Source organism: Taylorella asinigenitalis ATCC 700933 (genome assembly GCF_000687755.1).
Lineage (GTDB): Bacteria > Pseudomonadota > Gammaproteobacteria > Burkholderiales > Burkholderiaceae_B > Taylorella > Taylorella asinigenitalis.
Genome location: NZ_JHXN01000005.1, coordinates 59,169 through 76,127 on the forward strand (window position 1 = coordinate 59,169; position 16,959 = coordinate 76,127).

A 16,959-nucleotide genomic window follows, 5' to 3' on the forward strand; every position below is an offset into this window, starting at 1 on the left:
AGCTTACTTCCCTAGAGCTTCATCCAGTTTGCTTAAAACCATAGCTTGACTAGGTGGAACACCAACATCACCCAAACTAGCTGTGTATCCAGATCCAACTACGGGAGTTCGTATTGGAGAGGTACATGTATAAATTCCAATGGTAGGTCGACCAAGTGCCGCTGATAGATGTGTAAGTCCGCTATCAAGACCCACCATTACCTTACTTGAGGCCAGTGTATTTGCTACATCCGTTAAATTCATACGTGGCAATACCTCAGCATCTGGCAAATCTTTAACTAATTCTCTAGCTCTTTCAGTCTCTCTTACACTACCTGAAAATACCCTTATCGGTATTCCATATTCATTTAATCGATTAAAAACCGCATGCCAGGCAGATTCATCCCAAAGTTTCTCATCTGTTGAAGCTGAGGGCATAATAGCAGCAAAATTTTGAACTTGAACATTATTTGTGAAAGCTTGAAGGCCAAAGTCAGGCTCACCCTCAAATTCATATCCAAAGACTTTAGATGCAAGAATTCTTTGACGAGTGACAGCAGTTTGCCAATACTCAATGTTATGTTTAATGTTATAGAACAATGATGCTGGTGACTCTTTCGCAGACTTCCAATTCAACCCGTGTTTAGTACCTTTAGCAAGCCATACTACCCAAGCAGATTTTAAGAGAGACTGCATATCAAGTATGAAGTCATACTTAGTCGATTGAAGTTTATTGATAAATTTTTTTCTCTCCGATCGAGAACGCGATCCAAACCAATCTTTACGCCATCTTCTATGAGCTATTTCAATAATGTCATTAACGGCTGGATGCCAAAGAGGTATTTCACTAAAAGCCTCTTCAACCACCCAATCCATGGTGAAATCTTTAACGTGTTTTTGAATATCTGATATCGCTGGCAATAAGTGAACTATATCACCTAGTGAAGAAGAGCGAACTATCAATATTTTTTTAGTCATAAACTAAAGACCAACAATGGAAAACAAAAATCGTAAAAGTGGATTTATTATAGGTGGCAATATAAACCCAAATGCACCAACCATAACCAATAATAATACTATATACATTCCATAAGGTTCGATTTTTGCTATGTTATAAGATAATCTATCAGGCAGTAGACCTACTAAAACTCTCCCACCATCTAAAGGAGGTATAGGAATTAAGTTAAAAATCATAAGCACCAAGTTAATTTGAACTCCAGCAATAGCCATATCTCTTAAAACGCCAGAATTTAAGCCAAATGAAATTTGAATTTTAAACCATAGGACCCACAAAAAAGCCATAATTAAGTTTGCAATCGGACCAGCTGCTGCCACATAAACCATATGTTTTTTTGGATCTCTTAAAGCCCCAAATCTAACTGGAACAGGCTTGGCCCAACCAAATATAGGAGCACCTAAAGCAGCTAATAACCCTGGCAATATTACGGTACCTATTGGATCTATATGTTTAACTGGATTTAAACTTACTCTGCCTAACATATAAGCAGTCTTATCCCCAAAGTAATTAGCCACATAACCGTGAGCAGCTTCATGTAGGGTAATAGCAAATAGAATTGGTACAGCAAATACGCTAATTATGTATAAAATCTGGTCCATAATTATTAAATCATTATTACAATGGCAAAAAAACCTATTAATTTTAAAGACATATCAATTTTGGCTTGAAAATCCGTGAAAATTGTTTATCATAAATAGTGCTCATATTTCTAACGGTTTCAAATCATGACTACTCAATTAAAACATACTTTAGCTTTATTTTTTGTTGTATTTGCTTTTGCATGTCAACAATACAGACCTCTAATAGATCCTAAAGGTTTAGATGCTGCATTACTTGAGCAGCATATGGGAGAGTGCGAGGCACTAGTTCAGCAGGCTATGAATAGTGGCGCTAGCCCGAGAGCTCCTGGTGCATTACTAGTGGTTCCAGCTGTATTCGCTGGTGCTGTTACTGGGGCTGTAGTTGATAGAGATATGAAAAGTTTTTTCATAAGATCAAACTACAATAGTGACTTATGGTCTATATTTGGAGCTGTAGCTGGTTTATTTGCAGGAATATATACGGCTCTTCAACATGATCAGAATATTCAAAGTCATAGAAAAACCATCATGGACCAATGCATGGAGAAAAGAGGATACGACATTATCCAATATTAATAAAAAAGGGACCTTAAGAGGCCCCTTTTATTCATAACAAAGATTACTGAGTCACTACAGGATTTCTTAATTTTATATGCAGTTCCCTTAATTGCTTTTCATCTACAGGAGAAGGAGCTTGAACAAGTAGGTCTTGTGCTCTTTGAGTTTTAGGGAATGCAATAACATCTCTGATTGATTCTGCTCCAGCCATCAAGGTTACCAATCTATCAAGTCCAAAAGCCAAACCACCGTGAGGAGGAGCTCCATATTGAAGAGCATCCAACAAGAATCCAAATTTTTCTCTAGCTTCTTCAGGCCCTATTTTTAGTGCTCTAAAAACTTTACTTTGCACTTCTTCTTTATGGATACGTACAGATCCACCTCCAACTTCCCAGCCATTTAGAACCATATCGTAAGCTTTTGCATAAGCTTTAGATGGGTCAGATTCAAGCAAATCCTCATGACCATCTTTTGGACTAGTAAATGGATGATGAGCAGCTGTGTAACGGCCTTCTTCTTCGTCGTATTCAAACATAGGAAAATCAACTACCCATAAAGGCTGCCAACCAGCTTTGAAAAGCCCATGTTGTTTAGCAAAATCGCTAAGACCCAACTTAACCCTTAATGCCCCCATAGAATCATTTACGATTTTGGCTTTATCCGCACCAAAGAAAATTAAGTCGCCGTCTTGGGCTCCAGTTCTAGTAAGAATCTCATTTAAAGTAGAGTCATCAATATTTTTTACTATCGGGGATTGAAGCCCTTCACGACCAGAAGACACAGAGTTTACCTTAATGTAAGCTAAACCTTTAGCTCCATAAATTCCAACAAATTGAGTGTAATCATCAATCTCTTTGCGGCTTAGAGTAGCACCTCCTGGTACTCTCATAGCAACAACTCTGCCGCCCTCCATATTGGCTGCTGATTGAAACACCTTAAACTCAACATTCTTCATCAGTTCTGTTAGTTCGGTAAATTCTAGGGAAATACGAAGATCTGGTTTATCAGATCCATATCTTCCCATGGCTTCTGACCAACTCATAACTGGAAATGGGTCTGCAAGCTCAATGCCTTTTACCGCTTTAAAAACATGACGCATCATACCTTCAAATATATCTCTAATTTCCTGTTCATTAAGGAAAGAAGTTTCGCAGTCTATTTGAGTAAATTCAGGTTGACGGTCCGCGCGTAAGTCTTCATCACGGAAACACTTAGTGATTTGATAATATCTGTCATATCCTGCAACCATAAGCATTTGCTTAAATAATTGAGGTGATTGTGGCAATGCATAAAACTGCCCATCATGCACTCTAGAAGGCACTAAATAATCACGTGCACCCTCAGGTGTAGAGCGTGTGAGCATCGGTGTCTCAATATCTATAAATCCAAGTTCATCTAAATATTTTCTAGATTCGATAGCCACTCTATAACGAAGCATCATATTATTTTGCATAACAGGACGACGCAAATCTATAATTCTATGAGTTAGACGAATAGTTTCAGATAGATTTTCATCATCTAATTGAAAAGGAGGAGTGACAGAAGCATTAAGAATTTCTACTTCATTACACAACACTTCAATTTCACCAGAATAAAGATCTTTATTCACAGTGCCTTCAGGGCGATTTCTAACTAGACCAGTCACCCTAATACAGTATTCATTACGGATAGTTTCCGCAATTTTAAAAGCCTCTTGATTATCGGGGTCAAAAACGATTTGAGCCAAACCCTCACGATCACGCAAGTCTAAGAAAATAACGCCGCCATGATCACGACGACGATGACACCAACCGTATAAAGTTACAGTCTTATTTAAATAATCAGTATTTACTTTGCCGACATAGCAAGTACGAGTCATAAAAAACGCTCCATTTAAAATGGGAGTAAGAACATCCCAGCGGCTATAAGTGTAGGTACTAGAGCCGCTAGAAGTAAATATTGAGGAGAGATGGCATTATTAGGGAAATGATGCCTTAATATAGAGAAGCCTGCTGGGTTTGGTGCATTAGCGATAACAGTCAAACCACCACCAGTCACAGCACCCGCAACCAACATATATCTCCAAAGGTCAGAAGTGCCATCCACTAGAGAACCTAAGTAAGTTAAGGCTGCATTATCTGTTAAAGCAGTCAGGAATGTTGTACCCCAGAACAATTCAGATGGACTCAATGCAGATAACACATCTTGTAACCACCATTTTTGTAAACCACCCAAAATAATTAGCCCTGCCAAGAAGAATCCAACCATTAGACCTTCACGAATTAGCAAAGGTCTTTGATAACGACTATAAGCATCACAAAAACCTATAAACAAAAGCAGCAAACCAATAAAAACAACTATATGGTGAGAGGCTAAAACTACAGCAACTAAGAAAAATACATGAATAATAGTCACAGGAATAGGGATTTCTGGAAGTGGTTTTTCCTTATCTAAAATTCTGTGTCTATAATGATTTTTGATGCTTGAGGATGAGTTAAGAATGATATCTTTTTTTGCGATGAATGTAATGATACTAGTATTAATTAAGATAGCAATTACAGCTTTCCATCCGAAATGAGTAAGCATAAAGCTAGTATCCCAACCGAAAGATCCAGCTACCATAAGCACAGGTGGAGCAGCATATGCCGTAAGAACACCACCTATAGAGATATTTACGAATAAGGTACCAATTACTAAATATTTAAAACGTGTGTTCCCTGTACGAGCAAAAAAACCTTCTTTAAGCATAAAAGCCGCTAATGTCATAGCAGCTGGCTCAGTAATAAGGGAACCTGAAAGAGGAACTAGACTAAGAGTAATAAAAAAGCTTGCAACTTCAGTTCTGACAGGAAGATACTCAGCAAGAAATTTAACAATATTTCTAACAAGAACAACGATAGGCCTACTAGCGGCCACTACCATAATAACAAATACAAAAAGTGGTTCAGTAAAGTTACGAGATTCAAGATAGGCTATGGACTCATGGAATCCATCTGTAACAATCATCAATACAATTAATACTGTCGCCCAAATACCAAATACAGCTTCTACTTCTGCAAACAAGTGCCAAATTCCAGCGTGTGGTCCACCTTTATGGGCAAGCTTCGCGAAGAAAGGAACCGAAAAAGTATGAATAATAGCTATAGCAAATAATATGGTGGCAATTACTTCTATAGTGCTAGCCAAAATACACTCCTGTCAAAGAATATGCTTAAAATAAAGTAATTTCTGATTTTACCAAAATTAAATGGACGGAACTTCAAATAACAACTTCAAGAATACTGATTTAAGCGATATATTCATTGATGATTGGGTCTCAAAATATTTGCCTAAATCATGGGTCCCATATGCAAGATTAGCACGAATCGATAGACCAGCAGGCACTTGGTTCGCTGTGATCACTACTTATATGGCACTTGTTCAAGCTACACATGGCTTACCAAGTTTAAAAAACACACTTATATTTATAGTAGGCACCTTTTTGCTTAGAAGTGCAGGATGCACAATAAACGATATTTGGGATAGAAATTTTGATAAACATGTAGAGCGAACTAGATTTCGCCCTTTGACCTCAGGACAGATTTCCCTAAAGCAAGCTGTATTGTTTTTTATTGCACAAATGCTTATTGCTTGCTTATTACTAATATTTTTAAATAAATTCTCTATCCTTTTAGCCTTTGCACTTGTACCTCTTGTAATCATATATCCTCTAGGGAAAAGATTCACTTTTTGGCCTCAGATTATTTTAGGGATATCATTTAACTGGGGCATGCTTATGGCATGGTCAGAGGTCACAAATTCATTGCCACTAGGGGCGTTCTTAATGTATTTAGGTGTTGTTTCGTGGCATTTAGCATATGACACATTTTATGCATATTGCGATATTGAGTTTGATGCTAAGTTAGGTCTTAAATCAACAGCTAGATTATTTGGCGATAAGGGTAAAATTTGGATTAGCGGATTCTTTATTTTTTCTATCTTTTGTTGGACCTTAGCTGGATACTTGTTGTATATGAATTGGGCATATTTCGTAATTATATTTGTAGTTGCAGCTATGCTTTATGGCCAAATTCAAAGATTCAAAATAGACGACGCTTCGGGCAATTTTCAACTATTCAAGGATAATATTTTTGTTAATGTATTGTTGCTTTTAGCTATATGTCTTGGGGTGATGGTCGATTTTGCGACAATCTAATCAAAGCTAAATAAAAGAACACTCCCATTACAATTCCTGCTAGCCACCAAAGACCTGGCAGGAATGCACCCAAATGTACATATGCGGCTATTAGTACGCCCCCAATCGCACTCCAAACCATAAGCTCTTTTTTGCTCACACCTTTTTCAAGCAAAAAGAAGGATCCTACAGAAACTAAGAAAGCCGGAACGGACATTACAGGAGCGATATAGCCCAGGGTATAAGCTGTAATTCTTATAAAGTTATTAAAAGAGATATCAAAATTATTTTTAAAAAGGAGAGTTAACGCAAAGACCAAGGTAACCATCACACACAGTAATAAATATAAAAAAATAAAATTTAAAACGTGTTGGACAGGACCGTGACGGTTAACTCTCATGATTTCCTACTTGTAAAGTTTAACTTTATTTGAGATTTTACAATCTTTAAGGATTGCTTTGTTACCTGACTGAAGAGAAGCTTCCTCGCCCTTAGTAAGCAATTGATAATCGTAATTTGTGCCCATAGCCTCATAAATAGCACCTGATCCACTTGGAACATTTACAAGAGGAATAATTTCGTTCATCTCTGTAATAAGAGCATATGATTGCTTATCTGTGTTTACGTAAATCACTTGCATTGTTTTACTATTTTCACATAGATAGATATATTTTTGAAGCTCTTCTGTTGGTGTCATTTGAACTTCTTTCATAGTTTTCTCTGTTGTAGCTTGAGATGCACATCCCGCAGTCAAAGCAATTGTAACTAAAGCAAATTTTAAATTTTTCATATAACTTCCTTATAAAAATCATATAAACCCAAACTCAAGCAACGAGCGCTTAAGCATTAAAAAGGCAAGAAAAAATAATAAAACAGCAAATACTTTACGTAAAGTATTAACTGGCAATGAATGTGCTAATCGTGCCCCAATAGGAGCAAAAATAACACTCATTGAAATCAATGCTAGCAAGGCAGGCCAATACACAAAACCAATCAGACCATCCTGCACACCGATTTCACCCATGCCTCCATATATATACCCTATTACATTTGAGACAGCAATAGGGAAACCACAGGCTGCAGAAGTACCCACAGCATTACGCATGGGCACACTACACCAAACGAGAAACGGTACTGTCAAAAAGCCGCCACCCGCTCCAACAATGCCTGAAACCAAACCAATACCCACACCCACTAAGGCAATAAATATAGTGTTTGGCAATTCTCGCGTAACAGAGTCCTCAGACTTCTTTCTAAACATATTGATTGCAGAATAGCTCACAAAAATAGCAAAAACTAAAGCAAGCCATCCAATATCAATCATCTTAAAAATCACACCGCCTGAGAGTAATCCACCTATTAAAATCCCTGGCACGAATTTAATGAAAATATCCCATCTCACGCCCCCACGCCTATGATGAGCACGCATGCTTGATAAAGACGTAAACATAATCGTAGCCATAGCTGTTGCAATGGATATGTGCACTACATACTGCTGAGGAAGAAATTCAAAAGTGGTGAACAGAGAAGTTAAAAAGGGGACAAGAACCATGCCCCCACCCACTCCTAGGAGTCCCGCCATTAGGCCACCAAAACTCCCTAGAAGAAGTAATATAAAAATTGATAAAACGGACATCAATTATTTAAGATTACCCGATAAGAATTGTTGAAGACGTGGGCTCTTAGTATTATTAAATACCTCATCTGGTGTACCAGCTTCCTCTACCAAACCCTTATGCAAAAATAGCACTTGTGTGGCAATGTTTCTGGCAAAGCCCATCTCATGGGTAACCACAATCATAGTACGGCCCTCTTCGGCTAGCTGTTGCATAACCTTAAGCACCTCACCAACCAATTCAGGATCTAGGGCCGATGTTGGTTCATCAAACAACATAACTTCAGGCTCCATCGCAAGTGCTCGTGCAATAGCTACGCGCTGCTGCTGACCGCCTGATAATTGAGATGGATATTTTTTCTCTACGTCTTCTGGCAAGCCCACCTTTTGTAAATATTTACGAGCTCTTTCTACAGCTTCCGTCTTGCTTAATCCAAGCACATGGACAGGGGCTTCAGTCACATTATCCAAAACATTCATATGTGCCCAAAGATTAAAGTGTTGGAACACCATCGCAAGTTTAGTTCTAAATCTTTGAAGCTGACCAGCATCCGTAACACGAGTCTTACCCTTAGAATCTTTTTGCATACCAAGAGATTCACCCATTAGAGTAATTGTTCCAGAGTCAGGGTATTCTAAAAAATTTATGCACCTTAAAAATGTACTTTTACCAGAACCTGAAGATCCAATAATAGCTATAACATCTCCTGCCTTAGCTTGGAGCGATACGCCTTTTAATACTTCATTATTGCCGTATGATTTATGAATATCTTGTACGTCTAATTTATACATAATCCCTACTCTTTGTCGTATGCCAAAAAGGCTAATGCACGACGTTCAATTAATCTAAAAATCCACACAATCACAAACGATATAACCATATAGATTAATGCTGCGACTGTATAAGAAGCCATTGTTAAATAAGTATCGTTCATCGCATCACGTGCTACCTTCAAAATATCTGGCACAGTAGCAGTAAAGGCAATGGTAGTAGAGTGAAGCATGAGTATGACCTCATTACTATAAGCTGGCAATGCTCTCCTTAACGCAGATGGCAATATGATTCGCTTATATATTTGTGGTTTAGTCATTCCATAAGCACGACCCGCCTCGATTTCACCACTTGGAGTGGATTTTATATATCCAGCAAAAATTTCAATCGTGTATGCAAGAGTATTAAGTGTAAAGGCAAGAATTACACAATTAAAACCACTAAAGAAAAAGTCATGCAAGACAGGAGTTTCTTTAACAAATTCTAAACTTATAAAGCCACTATATATAAGAAGAAGTTGAATATAAAGTGGAGTGCCCCTAAAAACATATGTGAATACCCAGATAGGCCCACGTATCCAAGGGTTTTTGGAAACCCTCATAAGCGAAAGTGGCAATGCCAATATAAATGCCAGGAATATGGATAAAGACAGTGTCCAAAGTGTAATAGCAAGCCCAGAATATTGGGTGCCATCCCACCAAATTAGTGGTTCCCAATATTCATTTGCTACCGTAAGAATATCTTCAAAAAAGCTCATTAGATATCCACCTCTTTAATGCCTGCAGAGTATCTGCGTTCGAGCCAATACAAAAATACATTTGATATTGTGGTCAAAAGTAGATAGATAGCACCAGCTATAAAAATAAATAGGAACATTTTTTGAGTAGCACGTCCAGCTTCCTGTGTAACTAAAACTAGATCTTGAAGACCCAAAATAGAAACAAGTGCCGTGGCCTTAAGAACAATCAGCCAATTATTTCCTACCCCTGGCAATGCATACCGCATCATCTGCGGAAACATAATATGCCACATGGTTCGATGCTGAGATAAACCATAAGCTTTAGCGGCCTCATACTGACCCTTCGGAACAGCCAAAAAAGCTCCCCTGAAGGTTTCCCCAAAGAAAGCCCCATATACAAAACCAATAGTAAGCACACCAGTCACAAATGGATCAAGATTTATCTGATTTACCCCTAGAGCGTCAGTAATAGAATTCAAAAGAATTTGAATGCCAAAGAAAATCAGCAACATCAATACTAGGTCTGGGACACTTCGTATTAAGGTCGTATAAATTGTGGCTAAGAATTTAAAAAAACGGTTTCCAAATACTTTTGCTACAGCCGTAGCCATGCCAAGAATAAAAGCAACGACCAAAGACGAGAGAGCTAAAACTATAGTAGATATTGTTCCCTGCAGTATTTGCCCTTCATAACCTTCTAACATAACGATACTTACGAATAATTAAAAAAAGCACCCACTTATTATAAAAACAAGTGGGCACTTCATTTTAATGAAGAGCTTATTTTTTATCTAGAAGATCAAGCTCGCCTTCTTTGAAATATTTTTTAGCAATTTCAGCGATCTTACCTTCAGCACGCAATTCAGCAATAGCTTTATCTAGTGCTTCTTTAAGATCTTTATCGCCTTTACGTAAGCCGATACTAATGCGGTTATTTAGAAGTTCATGCTCAAGAGGCTGACCTACAAATTCGAAATCAGCACCTTCTGGTGTGGCAATGAATGCGCTATTAGCGTTTGGTTTTTCTACGATAGCTGCATCAATACGTCCAGCTTTTAAGTCGATGAAAGTTTGAGGTTGCTCTTTGTAAGATACGACCTTAACGTCTTTTTTAGATATAACACGGCGAGCATAAGCTTCTTGTGCGGATCCTTGAAGTGCACCTAAACGCTTACCTTTCAAATCATCCTCAGTTACGATACCAGAACCTTTTTTAGCGATAAGCTGAGTTGGAATCGCATATACATCATCTGTAAAATCGATAACTTTTTCGCGTGCTTCATTATGTGTGATTGAAGCGTGGATAATATCAAATTTACGAGCTTGCAAACCAGGAATTAATGCATCAAAAGGTTGTTCTACCCAAGTACATTTTGCTTTCAGTTTTTCGCAAATTGCATTTCCGACTTCGATGTCAAAACCAATTAACTCACCCTTTTCGTTTTTATACTCAAAAGGAACGTATCCAGATTCGGTACCAATTCGGAGTTCTGTAAAGTCTTTGGCTTGAGCTACTGAGGCAAGCCCTAACACCAATCCTGCAGTTAATAAAAGTGAACGCATAGTGAGTCTCCTACAAAAAACTTTTACTTTAGTTCGAATATTATTTAATAAAAAAAGTACAATTACTAGTTATTTTTATTAGGTAAAATACCTAAAATCAAGCAATTTATGATTAACCTAATTCAAACTATTTCCCCTCTATTTTTAGCTATAGCATTAGGAATATTTGTAGGGCGCACTGTACCTAGCAAATACACAAAATCAGCTGTCTTAAAACTAGGTATATTAGTGTGGATTTTGCTTTTTACGATAGGGTGGGAATTCGGTTTAGTTTATGAAAGATTATCAAACCCTAGAGACATACTGATCACAGCTTTTTTACTAGCACTTTCTATAACGGTGTGCATTGCCATCGTAATGGCTATCATTTATAAACAAAAGCCATCGCAAAGCAAGGATAATCGGGAAGATATTAAGCTTTCGCATATTATTTTAGAAGTGCTACTTGCTCTAGCTTCTGTAGCTGCAGGTCTTGTTATATCTATAGCTTTAGTTGCTAATGATATTCCAGCTCAATGGATGCCTCAGCCCATGGTATTTCTTTATATTATGCTTTTCCTAATAGGAATCGATATAACTTTTTCTCCTCTAAAAATCAGACAACTTAAACCTCGCATTCTTTGGATGCCTATTACCATAACAGCCATAGGACTAATGGGAGGACTCCTAACAGCACTATTATTAGGGCTATCGTGGAAAGATGGATTGTTATATGCCTCAGGGTTTGGATGGTTTTCGTTGTCAGGTACTATGGTTGCAGGACAGATTGGACAAATTTACGGTGCAACCATGCTTCTTACGGATTTGTTTCGTGAAATACTAAGTATTTTTTTCATTTTCTTTATAGGTCATCGATATCCTGATTCAGCTATAGCAACAGCAGGCGGGACAGCCATGGACACTACATTGCCAATTATAAGAAAGACCTGTGGTCTTAACTATACTTTGCAAGGCCTATATATCGGAATAGCATTTACTCTAATTACCCCGTTCTTACTTACTGCAATACTAAGTTTGTATTAAAAATTTACTTTTGATTGCTAAATGTTAAAATTACCTGATTGAAGAACTTGAACTCTTCAAATTACCCCTTATCTAACAAAATATAGGAGTTTTCATTATGGGTATTTTATGGACAATCGTTATTGGTTTCGTTGTAGGTCTTATTGCTAAAGCAATTATGCCAGGAAACCAAGGCTTAGGTTTCATTTTCACTACTTTACTAGGTATTGCTGGTTCTGTAGTTGGTGGTTATCTTGGTCAAGCATTAGGATTCTACACTGTAGGTGAACCAGTTGGTTTCATTGGATCTGTAATTGGTGCTCTTGTAATTTTATTCATTGTTGGCCTAGTTACTAAAAAATCTTAATTCTAGACTTACGTCTCTCTTTAAGGCGTGTCTAGACACGCCTTTTTATTTGGAGGAATTATGTTCTCAAGAAATAAGTCTAAAAATAATTATGAAACTAGTGATGCTGAACTTACTAGTTCATTTAAAAAAGTCGGCTCTCGCTTAGGCAAACCTTTATTAGAAAAAGGTTTAACTCTCTTTTACGCACTTCGCAGTCCCAAAACACCTAAATGGGCAAAAAGGGTTATTTATGGTGCCCTTGCGTACTTATTCTTGCCTATTGATGCAATTCCTGATCTTTTGCCTGGCATAGGTTTTACAGATGATTTAAGTGTAATTGCAGGAGCACTCGTGACCATTGCCTCCTATATCACACCAGAAGTTAAACAGAAAGCTCGTGAAAGTATGTTCAAATGGTTTCCTAACTATAAGGACTAACTTTAACTGTGCGATTTCGTGATTTATGGCTTGTAGAGACCATATCCAATACTGAAGACGAGCTAGGTCCGTTTGAGGATCAACAAATAGTTAATTCGCTTAGAAATGAGCAAATTTCTATAGATCAAAAAATTATTAAACGAGCTACAAAGTTAGCTCATAGGGATAAAATTACGCAATCCATGGACAAATGGGCCATGTTCGCTAAAATTGCGCTAATTCTTCTAGCCCTTATCGCCATATTTTCTGGGGTTGGCCTGGCATATGGATCACTCGGTGCCTCTCGGTCATCTATAAATGTTTTAAGCCTATTTATAACTTTATTAGGCTTACATCTTATTTCATTTATATTCTGGCTGTTTTCACTATTTTTCGGAAAGCTTAATGTCACACTACTAGGACGAATTTGGATTTGGCTCTCTGAGAAAGTGTCTAGAAGTCCAAATTATGTAAGAAGTATTCACTCATTTTTAACCACTATCAATAAAGCCAAAGCTACAAGATGGCTATTTGCATCTGTTAGTCATGGGTTTTGGTTGATTAATCTAACTATAACAACGATATTTATTATCATTCTATTGGCCACTCGAAGCTATACATTTAATTGGGAAACCACTATTTTGAGTTCCGATAGCTTTGCAAATTTTGTTGAATTTGTGGGATACATTCCATCATTGCTCGGCTTTGCCATGCCTTCTAGAGATATGATATTGAATAGTTCGAATACGATATCAAATCTATTTGCGGATCATGAGACATGGTCGTGGTGGTTGATTGGCCAGTTAACAATATGGGGCATATTGATTAGGCTTATAGCATTCGTACTTAGTTTTTGTATGCTAAGACGAAGATTGAGAAAAGCACATATTGATATGGAAAGCGGGGGCATTGCCACCTTAGCAAAAAGGCTTGAATTCAATGCTGTTCACACATATAAACCAAAAGATGAACACAATCGAAATTATGAATTAGAAAACATAAGGGTATCGACAAACAAAATTAAACATAATCTAGGAAGATATGCTATTGTTGGCATTGATTTAGCCCCTAGGGAGGTGTGGCCGCCATTTGCACCAAGAGATGGCATAAGTGATGCAGGTATATTGGATGGGCGCACTAAGAAGCAAAAATTTCTTGATTCTATTAGCGAACACCCGCTTGAGAAACTGCTTATTGTGCTAGATGGAAAGCAAACCCCAGATAGAGGTATTCAATATCAAATTAAGAATTTCTCTCAATATTCGGAAGAGATTTCTGTATTTTTACTAAATTCTTTTGATGGCACTGAAATTAGCGATAGGGCTCTTGTGTGGAAAAATATTTTGATCGAACTTGGAATCAGCGAGAAGAATATTTATTTGCATGAAAGCGAATTGAATAAGTGGAAAACTCTATGAGTATTAAGCTAAAACTTGCCGTAGTCGGGCACACTAATACAGGCAAAACCTCTCTTATGCGCACTTTATTAGAGGATAAGTCATTTGGAGAAGTAGATGATATGCCTGGGACATCAAAGGGTCTTGAAGCTGCTGTAATTCCACTTAATGGTCATGAAATAACACTTATTGATACGCCTGGATTTGAGGATTCTGAGGGCTTACGCGATTACTTAGAGCAACTGCAATCATATGAAGATACTCGGATTTCAAACTTGGAATTAATCCGAAAATTTTTAAAGTCCCCCGAAAGCACGAGACGATACGCCCAAGAAGCACGCGTTTTAAAGCAATTAACTGAAAGCACTGCAGGATTGTACGTAATCGATATACGAGATCACATAATGAGCAAGCACCGAGATGAGCTATATATCATGAGTTTGTGCGGACGCCCGCTCATTGCCATCTTAAATTTTATGCACAGTGAAAACAATTATTTAGAGCAATGGAAAGAGGCACTATCAGAAAATAATATTCATCTAAGCATTGAATTTGATACTGTTGCACCCGCAATCGATGGTGTTGAAATGCTCTACAAAAAGCTTGCGATCGTGTTATCTGATTATGATGAACCGCTAAAGCAGTTGGCCGAGAGGATAAATAAGCAGCGAAAAAGTCGAAAAAAAGGGGCATTGACACTGCTTGCGGAAATGCTTATCGATGTTGCTTCATATAAAGTCCCAAGCAAAACGGATGAAGAGAGTGTTCGAGAAAATTGGGAAACTGTGCAAAATAGTGTGCGTGAGCGGGAACACAAATTTAATGTAGATGTACTTAAGCACTATCGTTTTACAGAGGAGGATTACCCAAGGAAGATGATTCCTATTGAAGGCGAAAGATGGGGCAGTGATTTATTTGAACCGAGTGCTTTGAGAGATGTTGGGATTCATGTTGGGTCGGGATTTGCAGCTGGAGCCATGACTGGAATGGCTCTTGATGTGCTTACTGCTGGTCTATCTCTAGGGACGGCAGCTTTATTTGGCGGCATTTTAGGAAGTGTTGCTGGAGGAGCGGCTAAGGTAGGCAATCGGCTAAAGGCTAAATATCTTGGATATCAGGAACTCAGTGTGGATGATAATGTAGTACGGCTTATGGCTGTTAGGGGATTATTGTTGATTGCGGCATTGGATAGGCGAGGGCATGCATCGATGACACCGATAGCCCTACCTACTGAATATAAAAAAATGTGGATTAATGCTATGCCCGAAGAAATCTCTACGGCTCGGGGTCATCCTGAATGGTCCTCTATAGGCGGCCGATCGAAAACCAATGAGGCTAAACGCGAAGTCATAAAAGCATTAAGTAAAGAATTACAAACTATTGAGATTCTATAAAAAATGCGGTTTATTTGATAAGCGATTTTCCTCAGTATTTTCTATATCTTCCATATGCTTTTCAGCTAATAGCTCAGTAATTTCTTCTATACCTTTTTTTAAGCCTATCATATATTGCTTTTGTGCGAAATGAGTAGATATCCCTGAGCATACTGACTGCCATGAAGCATTAGATACTTCAATACCTCTATCCGCAATAATCTCAATAGTTCGAACGGAGAGATTGATATAGAGCAATACGCCAGAATTAAGAGGCGTATCCCAAACTCGTAATCTTCCAAACACTTCTAATGCCCTTTCTTGGCTAAGAGTCTGCCCTGAAGGTGGCAATGTTTCTATAGCCACAACCAGTTCAGCTTTATGCTTCGTTTCGCTCTCTCGTATATATGATTCAAGCTCCGCCACAGCACGATCATTAAAATATTTGCGCTTAATTAGAACGCCTGATAATTGCGTTATTCCAAGAGAATTAATCAGTTTATTACCAGCCACTAGTTGCACCTCCGCCGCCGCTACTACCGCCGCCGCCTCCACCAAAGCCGCCTCCACCGAAGCCACCTCCACCGAAGCCACCTCCGCCAAAGCCACCCCAATGACTTCCTCGTCTTCCACGAGAAGTCCTAGAGCCATTTTTACTACCCAAAGCGGTTAAAGGGTCTGCCATAGATCTGAATCCAGAAGCAACCATAAATACAAATAGCGCAATGAATATGGAACCAATAAATCCTACGGGTGACAAAGCATATGAAACTATGCCGCCAATAGTTGGGTGGAAAACTACCCCTATAAGAAGGCCAACAATTAAAGGAATAAATATTCCAAAAAAGCCTAGAGGTCTATCTACTGACTCTGTAGTCGAACTATTTGATGGCTTAGGAAGCTCTTCTTGCAATATAAGTTTTTTTATAGACCCTACTGCTGCATTAATGCCGCCCGCATAGTCGCTCTTAACAAAATAAGGCTTAACTACATCATCGAGAATACTAATAGCTACTACATCAGGAATCCTACCTTCTAAACCTTTTCCTATCTCAAGACGGTGTTTTCTATCATTTACAGCTACAAGATATAGAACCCCATCGTCGTACTCAGCTCTGCCTGCCTTCCAATTCTCGAAAACTCTTACGCCATATTCAACTATGTCTTCAGGATTTGTAGAAGGAACAGTCAGAATGAAGATTTGTGATCCCGATTGATCTTGAAACTTCTTAAGGTCCAAATTGATAGAATCCTCTAAGGATTGAGGAACCACATCTGCATAATCAACTAAATAATTTGTGAGCTTAGGTATTTCAAGCCTTTTAAACTCATCAACTTTTAAAGGTGGGTGCTCTGAATTTTGTGGCTGAGCTTGCACTCCTAGATTGAAAAAACCTAGGAATACAAAGAGAATCAAAAATAATCTACGCAACATTGATTTCT

General features: G+C 38.1%; 20 protein-coding genes. 7 read left to right on the forward strand and 13 right to left on the reverse strand.

The genetic code is table 11. The features are described 5' to 3' along the window. Positions 1-3 precede the first annotated feature (3 nt). A complete protein-coding gene (gene waaC, locus T432_RS0104180; RefSeq protein ID WP_014110741.1) occupies positions 4-957 on the reverse strand; it encodes a lipopolysaccharide heptosyltransferase I in 954 nt (317 codons plus the stop codon). 3 nt (positions 958-960) lie between these two features. Further along, a complete protein-coding gene (locus tag T432_RS0104185; protein WP_028884305.1) occupies positions 961-1,596 on the reverse strand; it encodes a site-2 protease family protein in 636 nt (211 codons plus the stop codon). A 126-nt stretch (positions 1,597-1,722) separates the two neighbouring features. On the opposite strand from T432_RS0104185, the gene T432_RS0104190 reads away from it, so the two are divergent. After that, positions 1,723-2,154, forward strand: coding sequence for a hypothetical protein (locus tag T432_RS0104190; RefSeq protein WP_028884306.1), 432 nt, complete (start codon positions 1,723-1,725; stop codon positions 2,152-2,154). Between the two features lie 43 nt (positions 2,155-2,197). Here the strand turns inward: T432_RS0104190 and aspS are convergent, their stop codons facing one another. Together aspS and T432_RS0104200 are read right to left on the reverse strand one after the other, a co-directional pair. Further along, positions 2,198-3,994, reverse strand: coding sequence for an aspartate--tRNA ligase (gene aspS, locus T432_RS0104195; RefSeq protein ID WP_028884307.1), 1,797 nt, complete (start codon positions 3,992-3,994; stop codon positions 2,198-2,200). Positions 3,995-4,008: 14 nt separating this feature from the next. Then, entirely contained in the window at positions 4,009-5,301 is a 1,293-nt protein-coding gene (locus T432_RS0104200) for a putative Na+/H+ antiporter (protein ID WP_028884308.1), read from the reverse strand. 61 nt (positions 5,302-5,362) lie between these two features. Here T432_RS0104200 and ubiA point away from each other — a divergent pair, with 61 nt between their 5' ends. After that, positions 5,363-6,310, forward strand: coding sequence for a 4-hydroxybenzoate octaprenyltransferase (gene ubiA / locus T432_RS0104205; RefSeq protein WP_028884309.1), 948 nt, complete (start codon positions 5,363-5,365; stop codon positions 6,308-6,310). Here ubiA and T432_RS0104210 read toward each other — a convergent pair. The 7 genes from T432_RS0104210 to T432_RS0104240 all read right to left on the reverse strand — a co-directional run bounded on the left by T432_RS0104210 (position 6,270) and on the right by T432_RS0104240 (position 10,978). Continuing rightward, entirely contained in the window at positions 6,270-6,689 is a 420-nt protein-coding gene (locus tag T432_RS0104210) for a hypothetical protein (RefSeq protein WP_015551791.1), read from the reverse strand. The genes ubiA and T432_RS0104210 overlap by 41 nt on opposite strands. Before the next feature lie 6 nt (positions 6,690-6,695). Then, positions 6,696-7,079 (reverse strand): MliC family protein, encoded by a 384-nt coding sequence (locus tag T432_RS0104215; RefSeq protein ID WP_028884310.1) that lies wholly within the window; start codon positions 7,077-7,079, stop codon positions 6,696-6,698. Positions 7,080-7,097: 18 nt separating this feature from the next. Then, positions 7,098-7,925, reverse strand: a complete 828-nt coding sequence (locus tag T432_RS0104220) for a sulfite exporter TauE/SafE family protein (protein WP_028884311.1) — start codon at positions 7,923-7,925, stop codon at positions 7,098-7,100. A 3-nt stretch (positions 7,926-7,928) separates the two neighbouring features. Next, positions 7,929-8,696 (reverse strand): ABC transporter ATP-binding protein, encoded by a 768-nt coding sequence (locus tag T432_RS0104225; RefSeq protein WP_014110732.1) that lies wholly within the window; start codon positions 8,694-8,696, stop codon positions 7,929-7,931. Between the two features lie 5 nt (positions 8,697-8,701). Beyond that, positions 8,702-9,415, reverse strand: a complete 714-nt coding sequence (hisM, locus tag T432_RS0104230) for a histidine ABC transporter permease HisM (protein ID WP_028884312.1) — start codon at positions 9,413-9,415, stop codon at positions 8,702-8,704. Positions 9,416-9,432: 17 nt separating this feature from the next. After that, positions 9,433-10,119, reverse strand: a complete 687-nt coding sequence (locus T432_RS0104235) for an ABC transporter permease (protein WP_014110730.1) — start codon at positions 10,117-10,119, stop codon at positions 9,433-9,435. A 76-nt stretch (positions 10,120-10,195) separates the two neighbouring features. Then, positions 10,196-10,978: a transporter substrate-binding domain-containing protein gene (locus tag T432_RS0104240; protein WP_015551788.1), complete on the reverse strand. Its 783-nt coding sequence runs from the start codon at positions 10,976-10,978 to the stop codon at positions 10,196-10,198. A gap of 108 nt (positions 10,979-11,086) precedes the next feature. On the opposite strand from T432_RS0104240, the gene T432_RS0104245 reads away from it, so the two are divergent. From T432_RS0104245 to T432_RS0104265, 5 genes are all read left to right on the forward strand, one after another. Further along, complete coding sequence (locus T432_RS0104245; RefSeq protein ID WP_015551787.1) at positions 11,087-12,001, forward strand: LysO family transporter; 915 nt, start codon at positions 11,087-11,089, stop codon at positions 11,999-12,001. Positions 12,002-12,098: 97 nt separating this feature from the next. Further along, on the forward strand, positions 12,099-12,347 hold the full coding sequence (locus tag T432_RS0104250) for a GlsB/YeaQ/YmgE family stress response membrane protein (protein WP_015551786.1): 249 nt from the start codon (positions 12,099-12,101) through the stop codon (positions 12,345-12,347). A gap of 60 nt (positions 12,348-12,407) precedes the next feature. Then, positions 12,408-12,767 (forward strand): YkvA family protein, encoded by a 360-nt coding sequence (locus T432_RS0104255; protein ID WP_014110726.1) that lies wholly within the window; start codon positions 12,408-12,410, stop codon positions 12,765-12,767. Positions 12,768-12,775: 8 nt separating this feature from the next. Beyond that, entirely contained in the window at positions 12,776-14,164 is a 1,389-nt protein-coding gene (locus T432_RS0104260) for a DUF2868 domain-containing protein (RefSeq protein WP_028884313.1), read from the forward strand. After that, on the forward strand, positions 14,161-15,537 hold the full coding sequence (locus T432_RS0104265) for a GTPase/DUF3482 domain-containing protein (protein ID WP_028884314.1): 1,377 nt from the start codon (positions 14,161-14,163) through the stop codon (positions 15,535-15,537). Before T432_RS0104260 ends, T432_RS0104265 begins: the two co-directional genes overlap by 4 nt. On the opposite strand, the gene T432_RS0104270 is transcribed toward T432_RS0104265, so the two are convergent. Then, complete coding sequence (locus T432_RS0104270; RefSeq protein WP_248646275.1) at positions 15,532-16,086, reverse strand: TPM domain-containing protein; 555 nt, start codon at positions 16,084-16,086, stop codon at positions 15,532-15,534. The genes T432_RS0104265 and T432_RS0104270 overlap by 6 nt on opposite strands. Beyond that, positions 16,019-16,951, reverse strand: a complete 933-nt coding sequence (locus tag T432_RS0104275; protein WP_028884316.1) for a TPM domain-containing protein — start codon at positions 16,949-16,951, stop codon at positions 16,019-16,021. Before T432_RS0104275 ends, T432_RS0104270 begins: the two co-directional genes overlap by 68 nt. Positions 16,952-16,959 lie beyond the last annotated feature (8 nt).

Bases quoted from the DNA above. Each gene is read 5' to 3' on its own strand.
- T432_RS0104265 (WP_028884314.1), top strand. From the start codon at position 14,161: ATGAGTATTAAGCTAAAACTTGCCGTAGTCGGGCACACTAATACAGGC.
- T432_RS0104250 (WP_015551786.1), top strand. From the start codon at position 12,099: ATGGGTATTTTATGGACAATCGTTATTGGTTTCGTTGTAGGTCTTATT.
- T432_RS0104245 (WP_015551787.1), top strand. From the start codon at position 11,087: ATGATTAACCTAATTCAAACTATTTCCCCTCTATTTTTAGCTATAGCA.
- T432_RS0104225 (WP_014110732.1), bottom strand. From the start codon at position 8,696: ATGTATAAATTAGACGTACAAGATATTCATAAATCATACGGCAATAAT.
- T432_RS0104235 (WP_014110730.1), bottom strand. From the start codon at position 10,119: ATGTTAGAAGGTTATGAAGGGCAAATACTGCAGGGAACAATATCTACT.
- T432_RS0104210 (WP_015551791.1), bottom strand. From the start codon at position 6,689: ATGAGAGTTAACCGTCACGGTCCTGTCCAACACGTTTTAAATTTTATT.
- T432_RS0104185 (WP_028884305.1), bottom strand. From the start codon at position 1,596: ATGGACCAGATTTTATACATAATTAGCGTATTTGCTGTACCAATTCTA.
- T432_RS0104275 (WP_028884316.1), bottom strand. From the start codon at position 16,951: ATGTTGCGTAGATTATTTTTGATTCTCTTTGTATTCCTAGGTTTTTTC.
- T432_RS0104215 (WP_028884310.1), bottom strand. From the start codon at position 7,079: ATGAAAAATTTAAAATTTGCTTTAGTTACAATTGCTTTGACTGCGGGA.
- T432_RS0104255 (WP_014110726.1), top strand. From the start codon at position 12,408: ATGTTCTCAAGAAATAAGTCTAAAAATAATTATGAAACTAGTGATGCT.
- T432_RS0104240 (WP_015551788.1), bottom strand. From the start codon at position 10,978: ATGCGTTCACTTTTATTAACTGCAGGATTGGTGTTAGGGCTTGCCTCA.
- T432_RS0104190 (WP_028884306.1), top strand. From the start codon at position 1,723: ATGACTACTCAATTAAAACATACTTTAGCTTTATTTTTTGTTGTATTT.
- waaC (WP_014110741.1), bottom strand. From the start codon at position 957: ATGACTAAAAAAATATTGATAGTTCGCTCTTCTTCACTAGGTGATATA.
- T432_RS0104220 (WP_028884311.1), bottom strand. From the start codon at position 7,925: ATGTCCGTTTTATCAATTTTTATATTACTTCTTCTAGGGAGTTTTGGT.
- ubiA (WP_028884309.1), top strand. From the start codon at position 5,363: ATGGACGGAACTTCAAATAACAACTTCAAGAATACTGATTTAAGCGAT.
- aspS (WP_028884307.1), bottom strand. From the start codon at position 3,994: ATGACTCGTACTTGCTATGTCGGCAAAGTAAATACTGATTATTTAAAT.